The following is a 15,955-nucleotide window of genomic DNA, read 5'->3' as shown; positions in this document are numbered from 1 at the left end:
GGCTGGCTATTTAATTGGCCAGCCTTTTACTATAGAGGTGTTGATGATTTATATGTTTCAATAAAAAGAATTAATAAAGGATTGACTTAAAACGCTATCTTTCTATAATATAGGAATAGTGAAAGTCATTTTATACTGAGGAGAAACTATGGCTGATCTTATCGTTCAGAAAGTATTAAATAATAATGTGTTAATTGGAGACCACACTTCCTATGGCGAAGTTGTGTTAATTGGTAAGGGTATCGGGTTTAATCGTAAAATGGGAGATATTATCGATCAACATTTTGCAGAGAAAATGTTTGTATTGAAAAATGAGAGGGAACAGGAAAACTATCTCAAGTTGTTACCCTTTATTGAAACTGATCTCCTGGAAACAATCATTACTGCCATCCATCATATTAAAGAAAGAACGGGGGCAGAACTAAATGAGCATATCCATGTGGGGCTTACTGACCACCTAATGTTTGCGATTAAACGATTATCAAATGGATTAGAAATGAGAAATCCATTTCTAATGGAAACAAAAGCATTGTATCCATTAGAGTATGAAACGGCAAAGGAAGTCGTTAAGTTAATTGAGAAAAAGACCGAAATCTACCTACCAGAAGATGAAATCGGTTTCATCGCTTTGCATATTCATAGTGCGATTATGAATAAAAATCTTTCTGATGTGAATCGCCACTCTCAGTTAATAACCTCTTTGGTTGAGTTAATAGAAGAACAATTAGAATTGAAAATAGATAAGGAAAGCATTGATTATTTACGCCTTGTTCGCCATTTAAGATTTACAATTGAAAGAATCAATGCCGGAGAAACAGTAGAGGAGAATGGAAATATAAATTCCTTCTTGAAAGCGGAGTATCCGATATGCTATAATCTCTCATGGAAGCTCATAAAAGTTATGCAGAAGTATCTTCAGAAGCCTGTTTATGATGCTGAGGCTATTTATCTCACTATGCATCTGCAACGGTTACAAAAGAAGAAAATTTAATTTAATATTGCTATCATTCTTATACGTGTTACTGATTCGATCAGGCATGAGTAAAAGAAGATAATTGAAATGATGATTTTAGGGAATAGTATACCTAATACCGATTCATCTTTCGATTTTTTCCTTTTACTCATGCCTTTTTGCGTTCTTTTTACTTCTGAAAACCCTAATGAGTTTGCCAAAATATTAAAAATTTGGAGGTTTTGATATGTTTAAAAAAGCTTTTGGTGTTTTACAAAAAGTTGGTAAAGCCTTAATGCTCCCAGTTGCCTTGTTGCCAGCTGCAGGTATTTTACTTGCGTTGGGTGCTGCGCTTCTAAATCCAACCTTATTAGAAATTGCACCCTTTCTAGATAACAGTACCGTACACCTTATTGCTGCTGTTATGCAGGATGCGGGTAACATCGTTTTTGGTAACCTGCCGTTGCTATTTGCTGTCGGTGTAGCGATAGGATTAGCGGGCGGAGAAGGAACTGCAGGTCTTGCTGCTATCATTGGTTACTTAATTATGAATGTAACAATGGGAACGGTTTTAGGGATTACAGCGGAAGATGTAAATGGTTTAAATTATGCTAGTATTCTTGGTATTCCTACGCTACAAACCGGTGTGTTTGGCGGTATTATTGTTGGTATTTTGGCTGCAGCTATGTATAACAAGTTCTTTGAGATTGAGCTGCCATCTTATTTAGGATTCTTTGCTGGAAAACGTTTTGTTCCAATTATTACGGCTGCTACTGCGATTATCCTAGGTCTTCTTATGATAGTAATCTGGCCGCCGATTCAGAATGCGCTTAACGCATTCTCACAAAACATGGTACATGCAAACTTAACCTTATCTGCATTCATTTTCGGTGTTATTGAACGTTCATTAATTCCATTTGGATTACATCATATTTTCTACTCTCCATTCTGGTACGAGTTCGGTCAATATGTAACAGCGGCAGGAGAAGTTGTTCGTGGTGACCAGCGTATCTTTATGGCGCAAATTACAGATAATGTACAAAACTTAACAGCTGGTACATTTATGACTGGTAAATTCCCGTTCATGATGTTCGGTTTACCTGCCGCAGCATTAGCTATTTATCAAGAAGCGCGACCAGAGAAAAAGAAATTGGTTGGCGGACTTATGGTTTCAGCTGCATTAACATCGTTTTTAACAGGTATTACAGAGCCGCTTGAGTTTTCTTTCTTGTTTGTTGCACCTGTATTATTTGGGATCCATGCGATCTTCGCAGGGTTATCTTTCATGACGATGCATTTGTTAAATGTTAAAGTCGGTATGACATTCTCAGGTGGTTTAATTGACTATATCTTATTTGGATTAATCAATCCGCAAACGAATGCCTGGCTTATCATCCCAGTTGGATTAGTTTTTGCGGTTATCTATTACTTTGGTTTCCGATTTGCCATCCGTAAGTTCAATTTAAAAACACCAGGTCGTGAAGTTGAGTCAGATGAAGGGGAAAGCACTAAATCTAAAGGCAGTGATTTACCTTACAATATTCTTGAAGCAATGGGCGGTAAAGAGAATATTGCTCACTTAGATGCATGTATTACACGCCTTCGTGTTTCTGTAAATGATATAAAAAATGTAGATAAAGAAGAATTGAAAAGATTAGGTGCTGCTGGAGTCTTGGAAGTTGGTAATAATATTCAGGCTATCTTTGGTCCGCGTTCTGAAACAATTAAAGGACAAATGAAGGACATTATAAGCGGAAAAAGACCTGCGGCAGTCATGAAAGCCCCTGAAAAAGGTGTAGAACAACAAATTGAAGAAGTAACACCAGATGTATTACGAAATGAAATGATCGATGAAACTTTTATTTCGCCAATGAAAGGTGAAATTAAGTCAATTACAGAAGTGCCTGATGCTGTATTTTCTGGAAAAATGATGGGAGATGGCTTTGCGATTCTTCCAACAGACGGTACAATCGTTTCACCTGTAAAAGGAAAAATAGTGAATCTATTCCCAACAAAGCATGCAATCGGAATAGTGTCCGATGCAGGACGTGAAATTTTAATTCATGTTGGTATTGATACTGTAAACTTAAAAGGTAAAGGGTTTGAAGCGTTAATCGCTGAAAATGACCAGGTGGAAGCTGGACAGCCTTTACTAAAGGTTGATTTAGAGTATATCAAAGGACAGGTTCCTTCTATTATTACTCCAGTCGTATTTACAAACCTTGCGCAGGATGAACAGGTGGTTATTAAAAAACAGGGTAATGTAGATCTTAAAGAAGAAAATATTATTTCTGTTTCAAAATAACATTATATATTAATGAAGAAACGAGGACATACTCTAAAGAGTGTGTCCTCGTTTTTATTAAGTGACCGTTTGGAACTATCGAATAAATATCTGACTAAATGCAGTGGAAGCAACTTTATTAAATTTCAGAATTTAGGCTTATTCATGTTAAAATGGGAATAGGATGGTGTAAAGAACAACAATAATATGGGAATAAATTACTAGGAACATGCTAAAAAAGCCATGTATGTAATATATATAAGATAGCAAATAATGAAGGTAATCCTTCAGTTGTGTGCGCAATTGTGAATGACCAAACGTTATTATTTGGAGAAAGGGACAGTACATAATGAAAAAGCAGAAAAAAGTAACATATGAAGTACAGGAAAACGAAACCGTTGCTGATTGCCTGAATCGGATTCAACAGGATGGTTATACACCTGTTAGAAGAACGGAGGTACCGATCTTTTCAGAAAAAATAGCTGGGAAGGAAGTAACGTATGAGCCGACAGGCAGGAAAATTATTTTTGAGGTTAGAAAAGTTGAATCGCAATAAATCCGAACAATGGAAATTAATATAGATAAATTGTTCGGTGTTTTCTGTTGACAATTGTCGAAATTCATTGTTAAATGGGAGTAGCGAAAAATTTAATATCTAGCCCTCGTATAATAATAGGAATATGGCCTATGAGTCTCTACCCAATTACCGGAAATAATTGGACTATGGGGGAAAGTAAATTGCCCGGCAACAATAGGAAAAGACTTTTTTGGTCCTTTCGTTTATGTCAGCATACTAACTTTGTAGCCCGGACAGATTGCTTTCCCATAGGGAGGCTTCTGTCCGGGCTTTTTTATAATGTATTAGAATAATAGAGTTTGTGTTATTTAGAACCGGATGTTGATGAATACAAATAAATAAAATGAAGTCAATGGAGGGGTACGATGAAGGCTCAAGTAGGGGTCATAATGGGAAGTAAGTCAGATTGGGAAACAATGAAACATGCCTGCGAGATACTTGAAGAATTTGAAGTTTCTTATGAAAAGAAAGTGGTATCGGCACATCGAACTCCGGATTTGATGTTTGAATATGCAGAAGGTGCAAGAGAGCGAGGAATCAAGGTAATAATTGCTGGAGCAGGTGGAGCTGCACACTTACCCGGTATGGTAGCAGCAAAAACCACTTTACCCGTCATTGGTATACCTGTTCAGTCTAGGGCATTAAATGGTCTTGATTCTCTATTATCGATTGTACAAATGCCTGGAGGTATCCCTGTCGCGACGGTAGCAATTGGCACAGCAGGCGCAAAAAACGCAGGATTGCTCGCAACGCAAATACTTTCGGCGTTTGATAATAGATTAGCTGAAAAGCTGGAGGCATACAGATTGGAAATGAAGGCTGCAGCCATAGAAAGTAGTGATCAGCTTGTCTAATAAGATGATTTTACCTGGTCAGACAATTGGTATAATCGGCGGCGGACAGTTAGGAAGAATGATGGCACTTGCAGCAAAAGCAAAGGGATTCCGAATTGCGGTTCTCGACCCAACCGAGGATTGTCCATGTGCTCAGGTTGCAGATATCAGCATAATTGGAGAATATGGGGATTTGGCCGCAATTAAAAAATTAGCTGATGTGAGTGATGTCATCACTTATGAGTTTGAGAATATTGATGCGGAATGTTTACAATGGTTGAATGAGCATGCCTATGTTCCACAAGGTGTACGACTGTTGGAAATTACTCAAGATCGTGTGCAAGAAAAAGCAGCCATTCAACAGGCAGGTGTTGAGGTTGCTCCTTATAGAGTGGTTGAAACAGAAGCGGATCTAGTTGCACATCTAAAGGGGTTAGGACTGCCAGCTGTATTAAAAACAGCGAGAGGCGGTTATGATGGAAAGGGACAGTTCGTTATTAACAGCGAGGAGCAGGTGAAGGAGGCAGCAGCACTCTTAAAGGCAGGCACCTGTGTGTTGGAAAAATGGATTCCATTTGAAAGAGAAATATCTGTCATTATCTGTCGAAATGAAAATGGACAGCATGCGGTTTTCCCGGTCGGAGAGAATATTCACCGTGATAATATTCTGCATGAGACAATCGTACCAGCCCGAATCAATGATCAGGCTAAGGAATCAGCCCTGCAAAAAGCTATCCAGCTTGCTGAAAGCTTTCAGCTTGTGGGAACACTGGCGGTAGAAATGTTTTTAACTGCTGATGCTATTTATGTGAACGAGTTAGCACCAAGACCACATAATTCTGGCCATTACTCAATAGAGGCATGTGAAACCTCCCAATTTGAACAGCATATACTTGCTGTTTGTAATTGGCCGCTTGGAAATACAGAGTTATTAAAACCGGCCGTAATGGTCAATATCCTAGGTGAGCATCAAACAGCTGTAATTGAAAAAATTCCAGAGGTAATAGATTGGAAACTCCACTTATATGGTAAAAAAGAGGTAAAATATAAGAGAAAGATGGGTCACGTGACGATTCTACGTCATTCCATCGAAGCTGCACTAACCGAAATTGATGATAGTGGAATCTGGCAGAATACTGCAGAAAAGATCGGAGGATAAAACAACATGATTGATCGTTATACAAGACCAGAAATGGGTGCTATTTGGACAGAAGAGAACAAATTTAAGGCGTGGCTTGAGGTTGAAATCTTAGCAGATGAAGCATGGGCTGAGCTGGGTGTCATTCCTAAGGAGGATGTAGCAAAAATTCGTGAAAATGCCTCTTTTGATATGAATCGAATTTATGAAATCGAACAGGAAACAAGGCATGATGTTGTTGCCTTTACCCGTGCTGTATCTGAGACATTAGGTGAAGAAAGAAAATGGGTCCATTATGGATTAACGTCAACAGACGTTGTCGATACAGCTTGGTCATATTTGATTAAACAGGCTAATGATATTCTTTTAAAAGACATTGAAAATTTCATTGAAATTATAAAGAATAAAGCCCAGGAACATAAATATACAGTTATGATGGGGCGTACACATGGAGTCCATGCTGAACCAACAACATTTGGCTTGAAGCTGGCACTCTGGTATGAAGAAATGAAACGTAATCTAGAGAGATTTAAGCAAGCAGCAGAGGGTATCGAGTATGGTAAAATTTCCGGAGCGGTTGGAACTTATGCAAATATCGATCCATTTGTTGAAAAATATGTATGTGAAAAGCTTGGTACGAAGCCAGCACCGATTTCGACTCAAACATTACAGCGTGACCGTCATGCGCATTATATGTCAACCATCGCATTGATTGCGACCTCCATTGAGAAATTTGCGGTTGAAATTCGCGGCCTGCAAAAAAGTGAAATACGTGAAGTAGAAGAAGCCTTTGCAAAGGGTCAAAAAGGTTCATCTGCAATGCCACATAAGCGTAATCCAATTGGTTCAGAAAACATGACTGGGATGGCCCGAGTTATCCGTGGTTATATGATGACAGCCTATGAGAATGTTCCACTTTGGCATGAGCGTGATATTTCCCATTCATCCGCTGAGAGAATTATCATTCCGGATGCAACGATTGCACTGAACTATATGCTGAACCGTTTTGGAAATATCGTGAAAAACTTAACGGTTTTCCCTGAAAATATGAAGCGCAATATGGATCGTACTCTAGGATTAATCTATTCTCAGCGTGTCCTTCTTGCCCTCATTGATAAAGGTCTAGTAAGGGAAGAAGCATACGATACGGTACAGCCTAAGGCAATGGAAGCCTGGGAAACTCAAGTCCATTTCCGAACATTAATTGAAGCAGATGAAAAAATCACTTCAAAGCTCTCTCCTGAAGAAATAGCAGATTGCTTTGATTATAATTACCATCTTAAAAATGTAGATGTTATTTTTGAACGTTTAGGTCTGTAAGAGTTTAAAAAATAGCGGGACTGACGGGGATCATAGTAGTCAGTCTCGCCTATAAAGGGGAGACTCGAATGGAGAAGGGTGCACTGCTCTACGAAGGTAAAGCGAAAAGAGTCTATGCAACGAATGATGAGCAAATTGTATGGATCGAATACAAGGACTCCGCAACGGCTTTCAACGGAGAGAAAAAAGCAGAAATCAGCGGCAAAGGCCGTTTGAATAATGAGATTACAAGTTTAATTTTTGCAAGATTAAAAGAAAAGGGAATTGAAACTCATTTTGTAAAACGACTTTCTGAAACAGAGCAGCTTGTCAAAAGGGTTACCATCATACCACTTGAGACAGTTGTTCGGAATATTGCAGCAGGCAGCTTTGCATCAAGACTAGGAATTGAAGAGGGAACGCCTTTAAGAAAGCCGATCGTTGAGTTCTATTATAAAGATGATGCACTTGGTGATCCACTCATTACAGATGCTCATATTGAAGAGCTTCAACTAGCAAGTGAAGCTGAGCGTGAGGAAATTAAAGCAAAAGCCTTAAAAGTGAATAAAGCCTTGTTAGAGCTATTTGCTGACTTAGGTATCCGTCTGATTGATTTTAAGCTTGAATTTGGTAAGGATGCTTCAGGCAATATCGTATTAGCCGATGAAATCTCCCCTGATACCTGCCGACTCTGGGATGCAGTTACAAATGCTCGGTTGGATAAGGATGTTTTTCGCAGAGATCTTGGAAGTTTAATAGAAGTATATGAGATTATTTTAACTAAACTAGGAGGCGGGCAGCATGTTTAAAGTAAAAGTATATGTAACGTTAAGAGAAAGTGTATTAGATCCACAAGGTACAGCGGTGATGCATTCCTTGCATGCAATGAACTATAACGAAATTACTGATGTGCGTATTGGTAAATATATGGAACTAATGATAGAGAAGTCAGACCGTCCTGTAGAGGAAGTAGTAAAGGAAGTCTGTGACCGTCTGCTTGCCAATCCTGTTATTGAAGACTATCGATTTGAAATTGAGGAGGCTGTTGCTCAGTGAAGTTTGCAGTCATCGTTTTTCCAGGGTCCAATTGTGATATAGATATGTTTCATGCGATTAAGGATGAGTTAGGTGAAGAAGTTGAGTACGTGTGGCACACGGAAGAAAGTCTTGATCAATATGACGGTATCCTACTGCCTGGAGGATTCTCGTATGGAGATTATCTGCGTACAGGAGCGATTGCCCGTTTCAGCAATGTGATGAAGGAAGTGAAAAAAGCAGCAGAGGCTGGAAAGCCGATTCTCGGCGTATGTAACGGATTTCAAATTCTCCTTGAAGCCGGTCTGCTTCCGGGTGCTATGAAGCGAAATGAAAGCCTTAAATTTATTTGCCGTCCGGTAAAGTTAAAGGTAGAAAACAATGAAACCATGTTTACAAATGTGTATGAACAGGATGAAGTCATCACGATTCCGATTGCACATGGTGAAGGCAACTATTATTGTGATGAGGAAACCCTTGCAACGCTAAAGCATAATAATCAAATTGTGTTCACGTATGAAGGCACAAATCCGAACGGAAGCCTTGAAAATATTGCAGGAATTATGAATGAAAAAGGGAATGTGTTAGGCATGATGCCACACCCGGAAAGAGCGGTCGATGAATTGCTCGGTGGTGCTGATGGTCTGAAATTATTCCAATCAATCGTCAAACAATGGAGGGAATCACATGTCGTTAATGCTTGAACCAAGTCCGCAGCAAATCAAACAAGAAGAAATCTATAAAACGATGGGCTTGACCACTGAAGAGTTTGCGATGGTTGAGAATATCCTTGGACGTCTGCCTAACTATACTGAACTGGGACTCTTTTCCGTTATGTGGTCAGAGCACTGCAGCTACAAAAATTCCAAGCCAGTCTTAAGAAAGTTTCCGACAACAGGTGAACAAGTACTGCAGGGTCCTGGAGAAGGTGCTGGTATTGTTGATATTGGTGATGGTCAGGCTGTTGCGTTTAAAATCGAAAGTCACAACCACCCATCTGCGATTGAGCCATATCAAGGCGCAGCAACAGGAGTCGGTGGTATTATCCGTGATGTATTCTCTATGGGTGCTAGACCGATTGCTGTCCTAAATTCATTGCGTTTTGGTGAGCTTGACTCGTCTGCCCGTGTCCGTTATTTATTTAAAGAAATTGTCGCCGGGATTGCCGGTTATGGAAATTGTATTGGAATTCCGACCGTTGGAGGAGAGATTCAATTTGAACCTTCCTATGACGGAAATCCATTAGTTAATGCAATGTGTGTAGGGCTAATTGATCATAAGGATATACAAAAAGGCCAGGCACGTGGTGTTGGCAATACCGTCATGTACGTAGGGGCTAAAACAGGCCGTGATGGTATTCATGGGGCAACCTTTGCTTCAGAGGAACTAACTGAGCAATCAGAGGAAAAGCGTCCTGCTGTTCAAGTTGGTGATCCATTTATGGAGAAACTATTATTGGAAGCTTGTCTTGAAGTCGTAAAATCGGATGCTCTTGTTGGAATTCAAGATATGGGCGCTGCTGGTTTGACAAGTTCTTCTGCAGAAATGGCGAGTAAAGCTGGTTCTGGTATTGAAATGAACCTGGATTTAGTACCACAGCGTGAAACAGGTATGACTGCATATGAAATGATGCTTTCTGAATCACAAGAGCGGATGCTGTTAGTAGTAAAAACAGGTCGCGAACAGGAAATTCAGGATATTTTCGATAAATATGATCTTGAGGCTGTGGCAATTGGTAAGGTAACAGACGATAAAATGCTCCGCCTAGTTCATAAAGGAGAAGTAGTAGCGAATGTACCTGCTGATGCCCTTGCTGAGGATGCACCGGTATATCATAAACCATCTACTGAACCGGCTTATTATCGTGAGTTCCAAGCAATGGATGCTGAAGTTCCTCAAGTAGAAAATCTTGAAGAAACCCTAATTAGATTGTTACAACAGCCAACGATTGCTAGCAAAGAATGGGTCTATGATCAGTATGACTATATGGTTCGAACCAATACAGTGGTTTCACCGGGTTCTGATGCAGCGGTTGTTCGTGTTCGTGGAACAAGAAAAGCATTGGCAATGACAACAGATTGTAATTCCCGTTACTTATACTTAGATCCAGAAACAGGCGGTAAAATTGCTGTTGCTGAAGCAGCGAGAAATATCGTATGCTCTGGAGCTCAGCCACTTGCGATTACTGACTGTCTGAATTTTGGGAATCCCGAAAAACCTGAAATTTTCTGGCAGATCGAAAAATCTACAGACGGCATGAGTGAAGCATGTTCTGCTCTCAATACACCTGTAATCGGTGGAAACGTTTCTCTTTATAATGAAACAAACGGGGAAGCTGTTTACCCAACACCGGTTGTTGGTATGGTGGGGCTTGTAAAGGATGTTGATCATATTACGACGCAATCCTTTAAAGAAGCTGGAGATCTTATTTATCTTCTTGGTGAGACGAAGGATGAGTTTGGTGGTAGTGAATTACAGAAGTTATTAAACGGTAAGATATTTGGGCAATCTCCAACAATTGATTTAGAGGTTGAAAAGAATTATCAAAAAGTAATCCTTGAGGCAATTGAAGCAGGTCTGGTTGCGTCTGCGCATGACCTGGCAGAGGGTGGTCTTTCTGTCGCAGTGGCCGAGAGTGTTATTGGCTCTAATGGTTTAGGAGCGAAAATTAAGACAGAAGGCAATGCTGTATCAGCGTTATTCAGTGAATCACAGTCACGCTTCCTGCTATCAGTAAAGAAGGAAAATCAAGCTGAATTTGAAAAAGTAACAGGTGCTGTTTTAATTGGAGAAGTAGCGGCAGAGCCGATGTTGCAATTTGTCCACAATGGTGAAACTGTCATCAATACTCCAGTTGAAAAATTAGAATCTGCTTGGAGAGGAGCTATTCCATGCTTGCTGAATTAAAGGGGTTAAATGAAGAATGTGGAGTCTTTGGTATTTGGGGTCATAATGATGCTGCTCAAATTACGTATTACGGGCTTCATAGTCTGCAGCACCGCGGCCAGGAAGGAACAGGGATAGCTGTAACAGATGGTAAAACGATAAAAGGGGTTAAAGGTGAGGGTCTTGTAACCGAAATTTATCACACTGATGCCATGAAGGAATTAAGTAATAGTAAAGCGGCAATCGGACATGTCCGCTATTCGACAGCAGGTGGCAGTGGCTATGAAAATGTGCAGCCGCTTGTATTTCACTTTCAAACAGGCAGTCTTGCCCTTTGTCATAATGGGAATTTAGTGAACGCTGACCAGCTAAAAGGTCAGCTCGAGGGTCAAGGTAGTATTTTTCAAACTAGTTCAGATACAGAAGTGTTAGCCCATTTAATTAGACGAGGCGGTTTTTCACCTTACAAGGACCGTGTGAAAAATGCATTGAGTATGGTGAAGGGTGCTTATGCTTTTCTCATCATGAATGAGTCTCAGCTAATGGTAGCCCTTGATCCAAATGGGATGCGTCCGTTATCCTTAGCGAAGCTTGGTGATGCATACGTTGTGGCATCGGAAACATGTGCATTTGATGTAGTGGGGGCAGAGTTTATCCGCGATATTTTACCAGGTGAGCTGTTAATTATTGACGATAATGGTTTCCGCTCTGAAATGTTTGCCCATGCGTCCAATCAAGCCATGTGTATGATGGAGTATGTTTATTTTTCCCGACCTGACAGTAATATAAACGGAATTAATGTACACTCAGCTCGTAAGCGTTTTGGAATGAAGCTTGCGGAGGAAGTGAAAATTGAGGCAGATGTAGTGACGGGAGTACCAGACTCCAGTATTTCTGCTGCGATTGGATATGCAGAAGCATCTGGTATTCCTTATGAGTTAGGATTAATCAAAAATCGTTATGTTGGACGTACATTTATTCAGCCTTCCCAATCACTTAGAGAACAAGGTGTGAAAATGAAGCTTTCACCTGTTCGTGGTGTTGTGGAAGGGAAAAGAGTCATCATGGTTGATGATTCAATTGTACGTGGAACAACGAGTAAAAGGATTGTTCGTATGCTTCGTGAAGCTGGTGCGACAGAGGTACATGTGGTGATAAGTTCACCGCCAATAAAAAATCCTTGCTTCTATGGAATTGATACGTCAACAAAGGAAGAATTGATTGCGTCAGATAAATCGATAGAAGAAATTAGAAAAATCATTGAAGCAGATACATTAACATTTCTCAGCCTAGAAGGAATGTTAGATTCTGTGGGGAAGGTAGACGGAGGAGAAACCCGTGGACATTGTCTAGCCTGTTTCACAGGAAAATATCCGACCGAAATTTATCCTGCTAAATCAAATTATATGAGCGAAGAAGAGCTTGTTCAAAATAATCATTAATCGAATGCATATGACTGCAAAAGGCGCCTGCCCTCTCTAGAAATCCATTTCGAGGGAGGTTAAGGGTGCCTTTATGCATTTGTCACTATCTAGCTCCAGCGTCCAGCCTCCCGAGTACTAAGTCAACACTTCATGGAAGATGAATGAATCCTTCTCTATAGGCTTGACTTACGGTAATCTCGTGGCTATAGGCGCTAGCGCTTAAATTGAATGGGGGATCATGAATATGGCAAAAGCGTACAAAGAAGCAGGTGTCAATATCGAAGCGGGATATGAGGCTGTTTCCAGAATGAAAAAGCACGTGCAAAAAACAATGAGACCCGGCGTACTTGGCGGGTTAGGTGGATTTGGTGGAATGTTCGATTTATCCACATTAAATTTACAGGAGCCTGTATTAGTATCAGGTACGGACGGTGTCGGGACAAAGCTAATGCTTGCCTTCATGATGAATCGTCATGACACTATTGGTATTGATGCTGTTGCAATGTGTGTGAACGATATCGTGGTTCAAGGAGCAGAACCGATTTACTTCCTTGACTATATTGCTTGTGGAAAAGCAGAGCCAGAAAAAATCGAAGCCATTGTAAAAGGAATTGCTGATGGCTGTGAACAAGCAGGCTGCGCACTTGTTGGCGGAGAAACAGCAGAAATGCCTGGCATGTACAGTGAAGAGGAATATGACCTTGCTGGATTTGCAGTGGGTGCATGTGAAAAAAGCAAGATTATTACTGGTCAAGAAATCAAGCAAGGTGATATTTTAATTGGCTTAGCCTCGAGTGGAATCCATAGTAATGGCTATTCCCTTGTCCGTAAGCTGTTTTTACAGAAGGCTGGAATGGCTTTAACCGATTATGTCGAGGAGCTGGGCTGCACGCTAGGAGAAGAGCTGCTTCGCCCGACAAAAATCTATGTAAAACCAATCCTATCTGCCTTAAAGAAATTTAACATAAAAGGTCTTGCCCATATTACAGGCGGTGGATTCATCGAGAATATTCCACGAATGCTTCCTGAGAATCTTGGCGCGGAGTTAAAGGAAGAAAACTGGCAGGTTCCACCTGTGTTCTCATTAATGGAGGCAATTGGTGAGCTGGACAGGAAGGAAATGTACAATATTTTTAATATGGGGACCGGAATGGTTATAGCCGTAGGGGAAGACGATGCTGCTGATGTGTTAGAGTTTTTCAATCAAGCTGGTGAAAAAGCATACCCTATCGGAATTGTCACAAATGAGCCGGGAATTGACATTAAGCTAAAGTAATTCCACGGCAGAAACAGCCGTTCATTCGGAAAAACGGAGGAAAATTCATGAAAAAGATAGCAGTGTTTGCATCCGGGAGCGGCACAAATTTTCAAGCAATCAATGATGCGATTAAGGATGGAAAACTAGAGGCACAAATTAACCTGCTGGTATGTGATCGGAAAGGTGCCATGTGTATCAAGAGAGCGGAAACGGAAAACATTCCAGCATTTGTTTTTACAGCGAAGGAGTATAGAGATAAAGCCTCTTATGAAGAAGTAATCCTTCAGAAGCTGCGGGAACAAGAGATTGAGTTTATTGTGTTGGCCGGTTATATGAGATTAATCGGACCTTCTTTATTGAGTGCCTTTCAAGGAAGAATTGTGAATATCCACCCTTCACTTCTTCCTGCTTTTCAAGGAAAAGATGCGATTGGTCAGGCTTTAGCGGCAAAGGCGGTAAAGACTGGAGTAACCGTTCACTATATTGATGAAGGAATGGATACAGGACCGGTAATCGACCAGGTTGAAGTTGTGATTGATAAAGGTGACACAAAGGAAATGCTGGAAGAGAAAATCCATGCCATTGAACATCAATTATACCCTGCTGTTTTACAAAAATTATTTCACTCTGAAGCTGTGATTGAGGGAAAAACACAGCAGCAGCTTTAGAAGTGCAGCAAAACCATTTATTGAGTATATTACCATCACCGAGGGGGGACTTATTTTGAAAAAACGAGCATTATTAAGTGTTTCAGATAAAACAGGCGTAACCGAGTTTGCCAAGCAATTGGTAGAGCTAGGCTTCGAGCTAATTTCAACGGGCGGAACAAAAAAAGCGATACAAGAGGCGGGAATTCCAGTTATCGGTGTTAGTGATGTAACGGGTTTTCCAGAAATTCTAGATGGTCGTGTAAAAACATTAAATCCACTTATTCATGGGGGGCTATTGGCGAAATTTGACGATGAAGGTCATAAGGCGCAGATGGATGAACATCAAATTGATCCGATTCAAATTGTCTGTGTTAACCTCTATCCTTTCCAGCAGACAATTGAAAAGCCTGATGTAACCGTAGACGATGCCATTGAGAACATTGATATTGGCGGTCCTACAATGCTGCGCTCTGCTGCAAAAAACCATCAATATGTTGCGGTAGTTGTTGACCCATCTGACTATGTAAAAGTAATCAATGATTTGAAGGATACAGGAGAGGTTAAATTTGAAACACGCCGTGCTCTTGCAGCAAAGGTATTCCGTCATACAGCAGCATATGATGCGATTATTGCTAACTATATGACAGAACTTACAGGTCTTGAAACACCTGAAAAACTAACCTTTACTTATGAATTAAAACAAGGACTACGCTATGGTGAAAATCCACATCAAAAGGCAGCTTTCTACAGTAAGCCACTAGGTTCTAAGTTTTCAATTGCCTATGCTGAGCAATTACATGGAAAAGAGCTATCTTATAATAATATTCATGATGCTGATGCGGCATTACAAATCGTTAAAGAATTCTCTGACCCGGCAGCTGTAGCGGTGAAGCATATGAATCCATGCGGCGTTGGAACAGGAAGTGATATTTTCACTGCATTTGAAAAAGCATTTGAAGCAGATCCAGTTTCTATTTTTGGCGGAATTATTGCCTTAAATCGAGAAGTAGACAAACCGTTAGCGGAAAAGCTTCATGAGATTTTCCTTGAAATTATCATTGCACCTTCTTTTACAGAGGAAGCACTCGCTGTTTTGACTGCTAAGAAAAACCTTCGTTTATTAACCATTCCATTTGACCAGAAGGGAACAAATGAAATGACGTTAACCTCTGTTGAAGGCGGTTTGCTTACTCAGGATCAAGATTCTTACTCGCTAGATAATGCGACTATTACCATTCCGACAGACCGTAAGCCTACTGACGAAGAGTGGGAGGCATTAAAGCTTGGCTGGAAAGTTGTGAAGCATGTTAAGTCAAATGCTATTGTTGTTTCTGACGCACAGATGACACTTGGAGTTGGAGCAGGACAAATGAATCGAGTCGGCTCAGCAAAAATTGCTCTAGAGCAAGCTGGAGAAAAGGCAAAAGGAGCGGCATTGGCATCTGATGCATTCTTCCCTATGGACGATACGGTAGAAGCAGCAGCAAAGGCCGGAATTACGGCTATTATTCAACCAGGTGGATCCATCCGTGATGAGGATTCTATCAAAAAAGCAAATGAGTATGGAATAGCCATGGTATTTACAGCTGTTCGCCATTTTAAACATTAATCCATTCTAT

14 protein-coding genes and 1 riboswitch are annotated in these 15,955 nt (G+C 40.4%); all 14 genes read left to right on the top strand.

Annotated elements, in window-relative coordinates; translation table 11 throughout:
- The first annotated feature begins 148 nt into the window (after nucleotides 1-148).
- The 14 genes from glcT to purH all read left to right on the top strand — a co-directional run bounded on the left by glcT (nucleotide 149) and on the right by purH (nucleotide 15,945).
- A complete protein-coding gene (gene glcT / locus BQ5321_RS21255) occupies nucleotides 149-991 on the top strand; it encodes a glucose PTS transporter transcription antiterminator GlcT (RefSeq protein ID WP_071396368.1) in 843 nt (280 codons plus the stop codon).
- Between the two features lie 208 nt (nucleotides 992-1,199).
- A complete protein-coding gene (gene ptsG / locus BQ5321_RS21250; RefSeq protein WP_071396367.1) occupies nucleotides 1,200-3,257 on the top strand; it encodes a glucose-specific PTS transporter subunit IIBC in 2,058 nt (685 codons plus the stop codon).
- Nucleotides 3,258-3,585: 328 nt separating this feature from the next.
- Nucleotides 3,586-3,792, top strand: a complete 207-nt coding sequence (locus BQ5321_RS21245) for an NETI motif-containing protein (RefSeq protein WP_390622176.1) — start codon at nucleotides 3,586-3,588, stop codon at nucleotides 3,790-3,792.
- An 86-nt stretch (nucleotides 3,793-3,878) separates the two neighbouring features.
- A riboswitch (purine riboswitch) is annotated at nucleotides 3,879-3,980 on the top strand.
- Nucleotides 3,981-4,178: 198 nt separating this feature from the next.
- Nucleotides 4,179-4,667, top strand: coding sequence for a 5-(carboxyamino)imidazole ribonucleotide mutase (purE, locus tag BQ5321_RS21240; RefSeq protein WP_071396365.1), 489 nt, complete (start codon nucleotides 4,179-4,181; stop codon nucleotides 4,665-4,667).
- Nucleotides 4,660-5,805, top strand: coding sequence for a 5-(carboxyamino)imidazole ribonucleotide synthase (purK, locus tag BQ5321_RS21235; RefSeq protein WP_071396364.1), 1,146 nt, complete (start codon nucleotides 4,660-4,662; stop codon nucleotides 5,803-5,805). Before purE ends, purK begins: the two co-directional genes overlap by 8 nt.
- Before the next feature lie 6 nt (nucleotides 5,806-5,811).
- The gene (gene purB / locus BQ5321_RS21230) at nucleotides 5,812-7,104 is read left to right on the top strand and encodes an adenylosuccinate lyase (protein WP_071396363.1); all 1,293 of its coding nucleotides are present in this window, start codon (nucleotides 5,812-5,814) and stop codon (nucleotides 7,102-7,104) included.
- Between the two features lie 68 nt (nucleotides 7,105-7,172).
- Nucleotides 7,173-7,892, top strand: a complete 720-nt coding sequence (gene purC / locus BQ5321_RS21225) for a phosphoribosylaminoimidazolesuccinocarboxamide synthase (RefSeq protein ID WP_071396362.1) — start codon at nucleotides 7,173-7,175, stop codon at nucleotides 7,890-7,892.
- Complete coding sequence (purS, locus tag BQ5321_RS21220) at nucleotides 7,885-8,139, top strand: phosphoribosylformylglycinamidine synthase subunit PurS (RefSeq protein WP_071396361.1); 255 nt, start codon at nucleotides 7,885-7,887, stop codon at nucleotides 8,137-8,139. The genes purC and purS overlap by 8 nt, the downstream gene beginning before the upstream one ends.
- A complete protein-coding gene (gene purQ, locus BQ5321_RS21215) occupies nucleotides 8,136-8,822 on the top strand; it encodes a phosphoribosylformylglycinamidine synthase subunit PurQ (protein ID WP_071396360.1) in 687 nt (228 codons plus the stop codon). Before purS ends, purQ begins: the two co-directional genes overlap by 4 nt.
- Entirely contained in the window at nucleotides 8,806-11,025 is a 2,220-nt protein-coding gene (gene purL / locus BQ5321_RS21210; RefSeq protein ID WP_071396359.1) for a phosphoribosylformylglycinamidine synthase subunit PurL, read from the top strand. The genes purQ and purL overlap by 17 nt, the downstream gene beginning before the upstream one ends.
- Nucleotides 11,010-12,446 (top strand): amidophosphoribosyltransferase, encoded by a 1,437-nt coding sequence (gene purF, locus BQ5321_RS21205; protein WP_071396358.1) that lies wholly within the window; start codon nucleotides 11,010-11,012, stop codon nucleotides 12,444-12,446. Before purL ends, purF begins: the two co-directional genes overlap by 16 nt.
- Nucleotides 12,447-12,672: 226 nt before the next feature.
- On the top strand, nucleotides 12,673-13,704 hold the full coding sequence (gene purM, locus BQ5321_RS21200; RefSeq protein ID WP_071396357.1) for a phosphoribosylformylglycinamidine cyclo-ligase: 1,032 nt from the start codon (nucleotides 12,673-12,675) through the stop codon (nucleotides 13,702-13,704).
- A 47-nt stretch (nucleotides 13,705-13,751) separates the two neighbouring features.
- Nucleotides 13,752-14,354, top strand: coding sequence for a phosphoribosylglycinamide formyltransferase (purN, locus tag BQ5321_RS21195; RefSeq protein WP_071396356.1), 603 nt, complete (start codon nucleotides 13,752-13,754; stop codon nucleotides 14,352-14,354).
- A gap of 55 nt (nucleotides 14,355-14,409) precedes the next feature.
- Nucleotides 14,410-15,945 (top strand): bifunctional phosphoribosylaminoimidazolecarboxamide formyltransferase/IMP cyclohydrolase, encoded by a 1,536-nt coding sequence (purH, locus tag BQ5321_RS21190; protein ID WP_071396355.1) that lies wholly within the window; start codon nucleotides 14,410-14,412, stop codon nucleotides 15,943-15,945.
- Nucleotides 15,946-15,955 lie beyond the last annotated feature (10 nt).

The organism is Bacillus tuaregi (genome assembly GCF_900104575.1).
GTDB lineage: Bacteria > Bacillota > Bacilli > Bacillales > Cytobacillaceae > Bacillus_BD > Bacillus_BD tuaregi.
This window is presented reverse-complemented; position numbering and strand designations above follow the sequence as displayed.

Excerpts from the sequence above, each read along its gene's own strand:
- glcT (WP_071396368.1), top strand. The coding sequence starts at position 149 with ATGGCTGATCTTATCGTTCAGAAAGTATTAAATAATAATGTGTTAATT.
- ptsG (WP_071396367.1), top strand. The coding sequence starts at position 1,200 with ATGTTTAAAAAAGCTTTTGGTGTTTTACAAAAAGTTGGTAAAGCCTTA.
- BQ5321_RS21245 (WP_390622176.1), top strand. The coding sequence starts at position 3,586 with ATGAAAAAGCAGAAAAAAGTAACATATGAAGTACAGGAAAACGAAACC.
- purE (WP_071396365.1), top strand. The coding sequence starts at position 4,179 with ATGAAGGCTCAAGTAGGGGTCATAATGGGAAGTAAGTCAGATTGGGAA.
- purB (WP_071396363.1), top strand. The coding sequence starts at position 5,812 with ATGATTGATCGTTATACAAGACCAGAAATGGGTGCTATTTGGACAGAA.
- purC (WP_071396362.1), top strand. The coding sequence starts at position 7,173 with ATGGAGAAGGGTGCACTGCTCTACGAAGGTAAAGCGAAAAGAGTCTAT.
- purS (WP_071396361.1), top strand. The coding sequence starts at position 7,885 with ATGTTTAAAGTAAAAGTATATGTAACGTTAAGAGAAAGTGTATTAGAT.
- purL (WP_071396359.1), top strand. The coding sequence starts at position 8,806 with ATGTCGTTAATGCTTGAACCAAGTCCGCAGCAAATCAAACAAGAAGAA.
- purF (WP_071396358.1), top strand. The coding sequence starts at position 11,010 with ATGCTTGCTGAATTAAAGGGGTTAAATGAAGAATGTGGAGTCTTTGGT.
- purM (WP_071396357.1), top strand. The coding sequence starts at position 12,673 with ATGGCAAAAGCGTACAAAGAAGCAGGTGTCAATATCGAAGCGGGATAT.
- purN (WP_071396356.1), top strand. The coding sequence starts at position 13,752 with ATGAAAAAGATAGCAGTGTTTGCATCCGGGAGCGGCACAAATTTTCAA.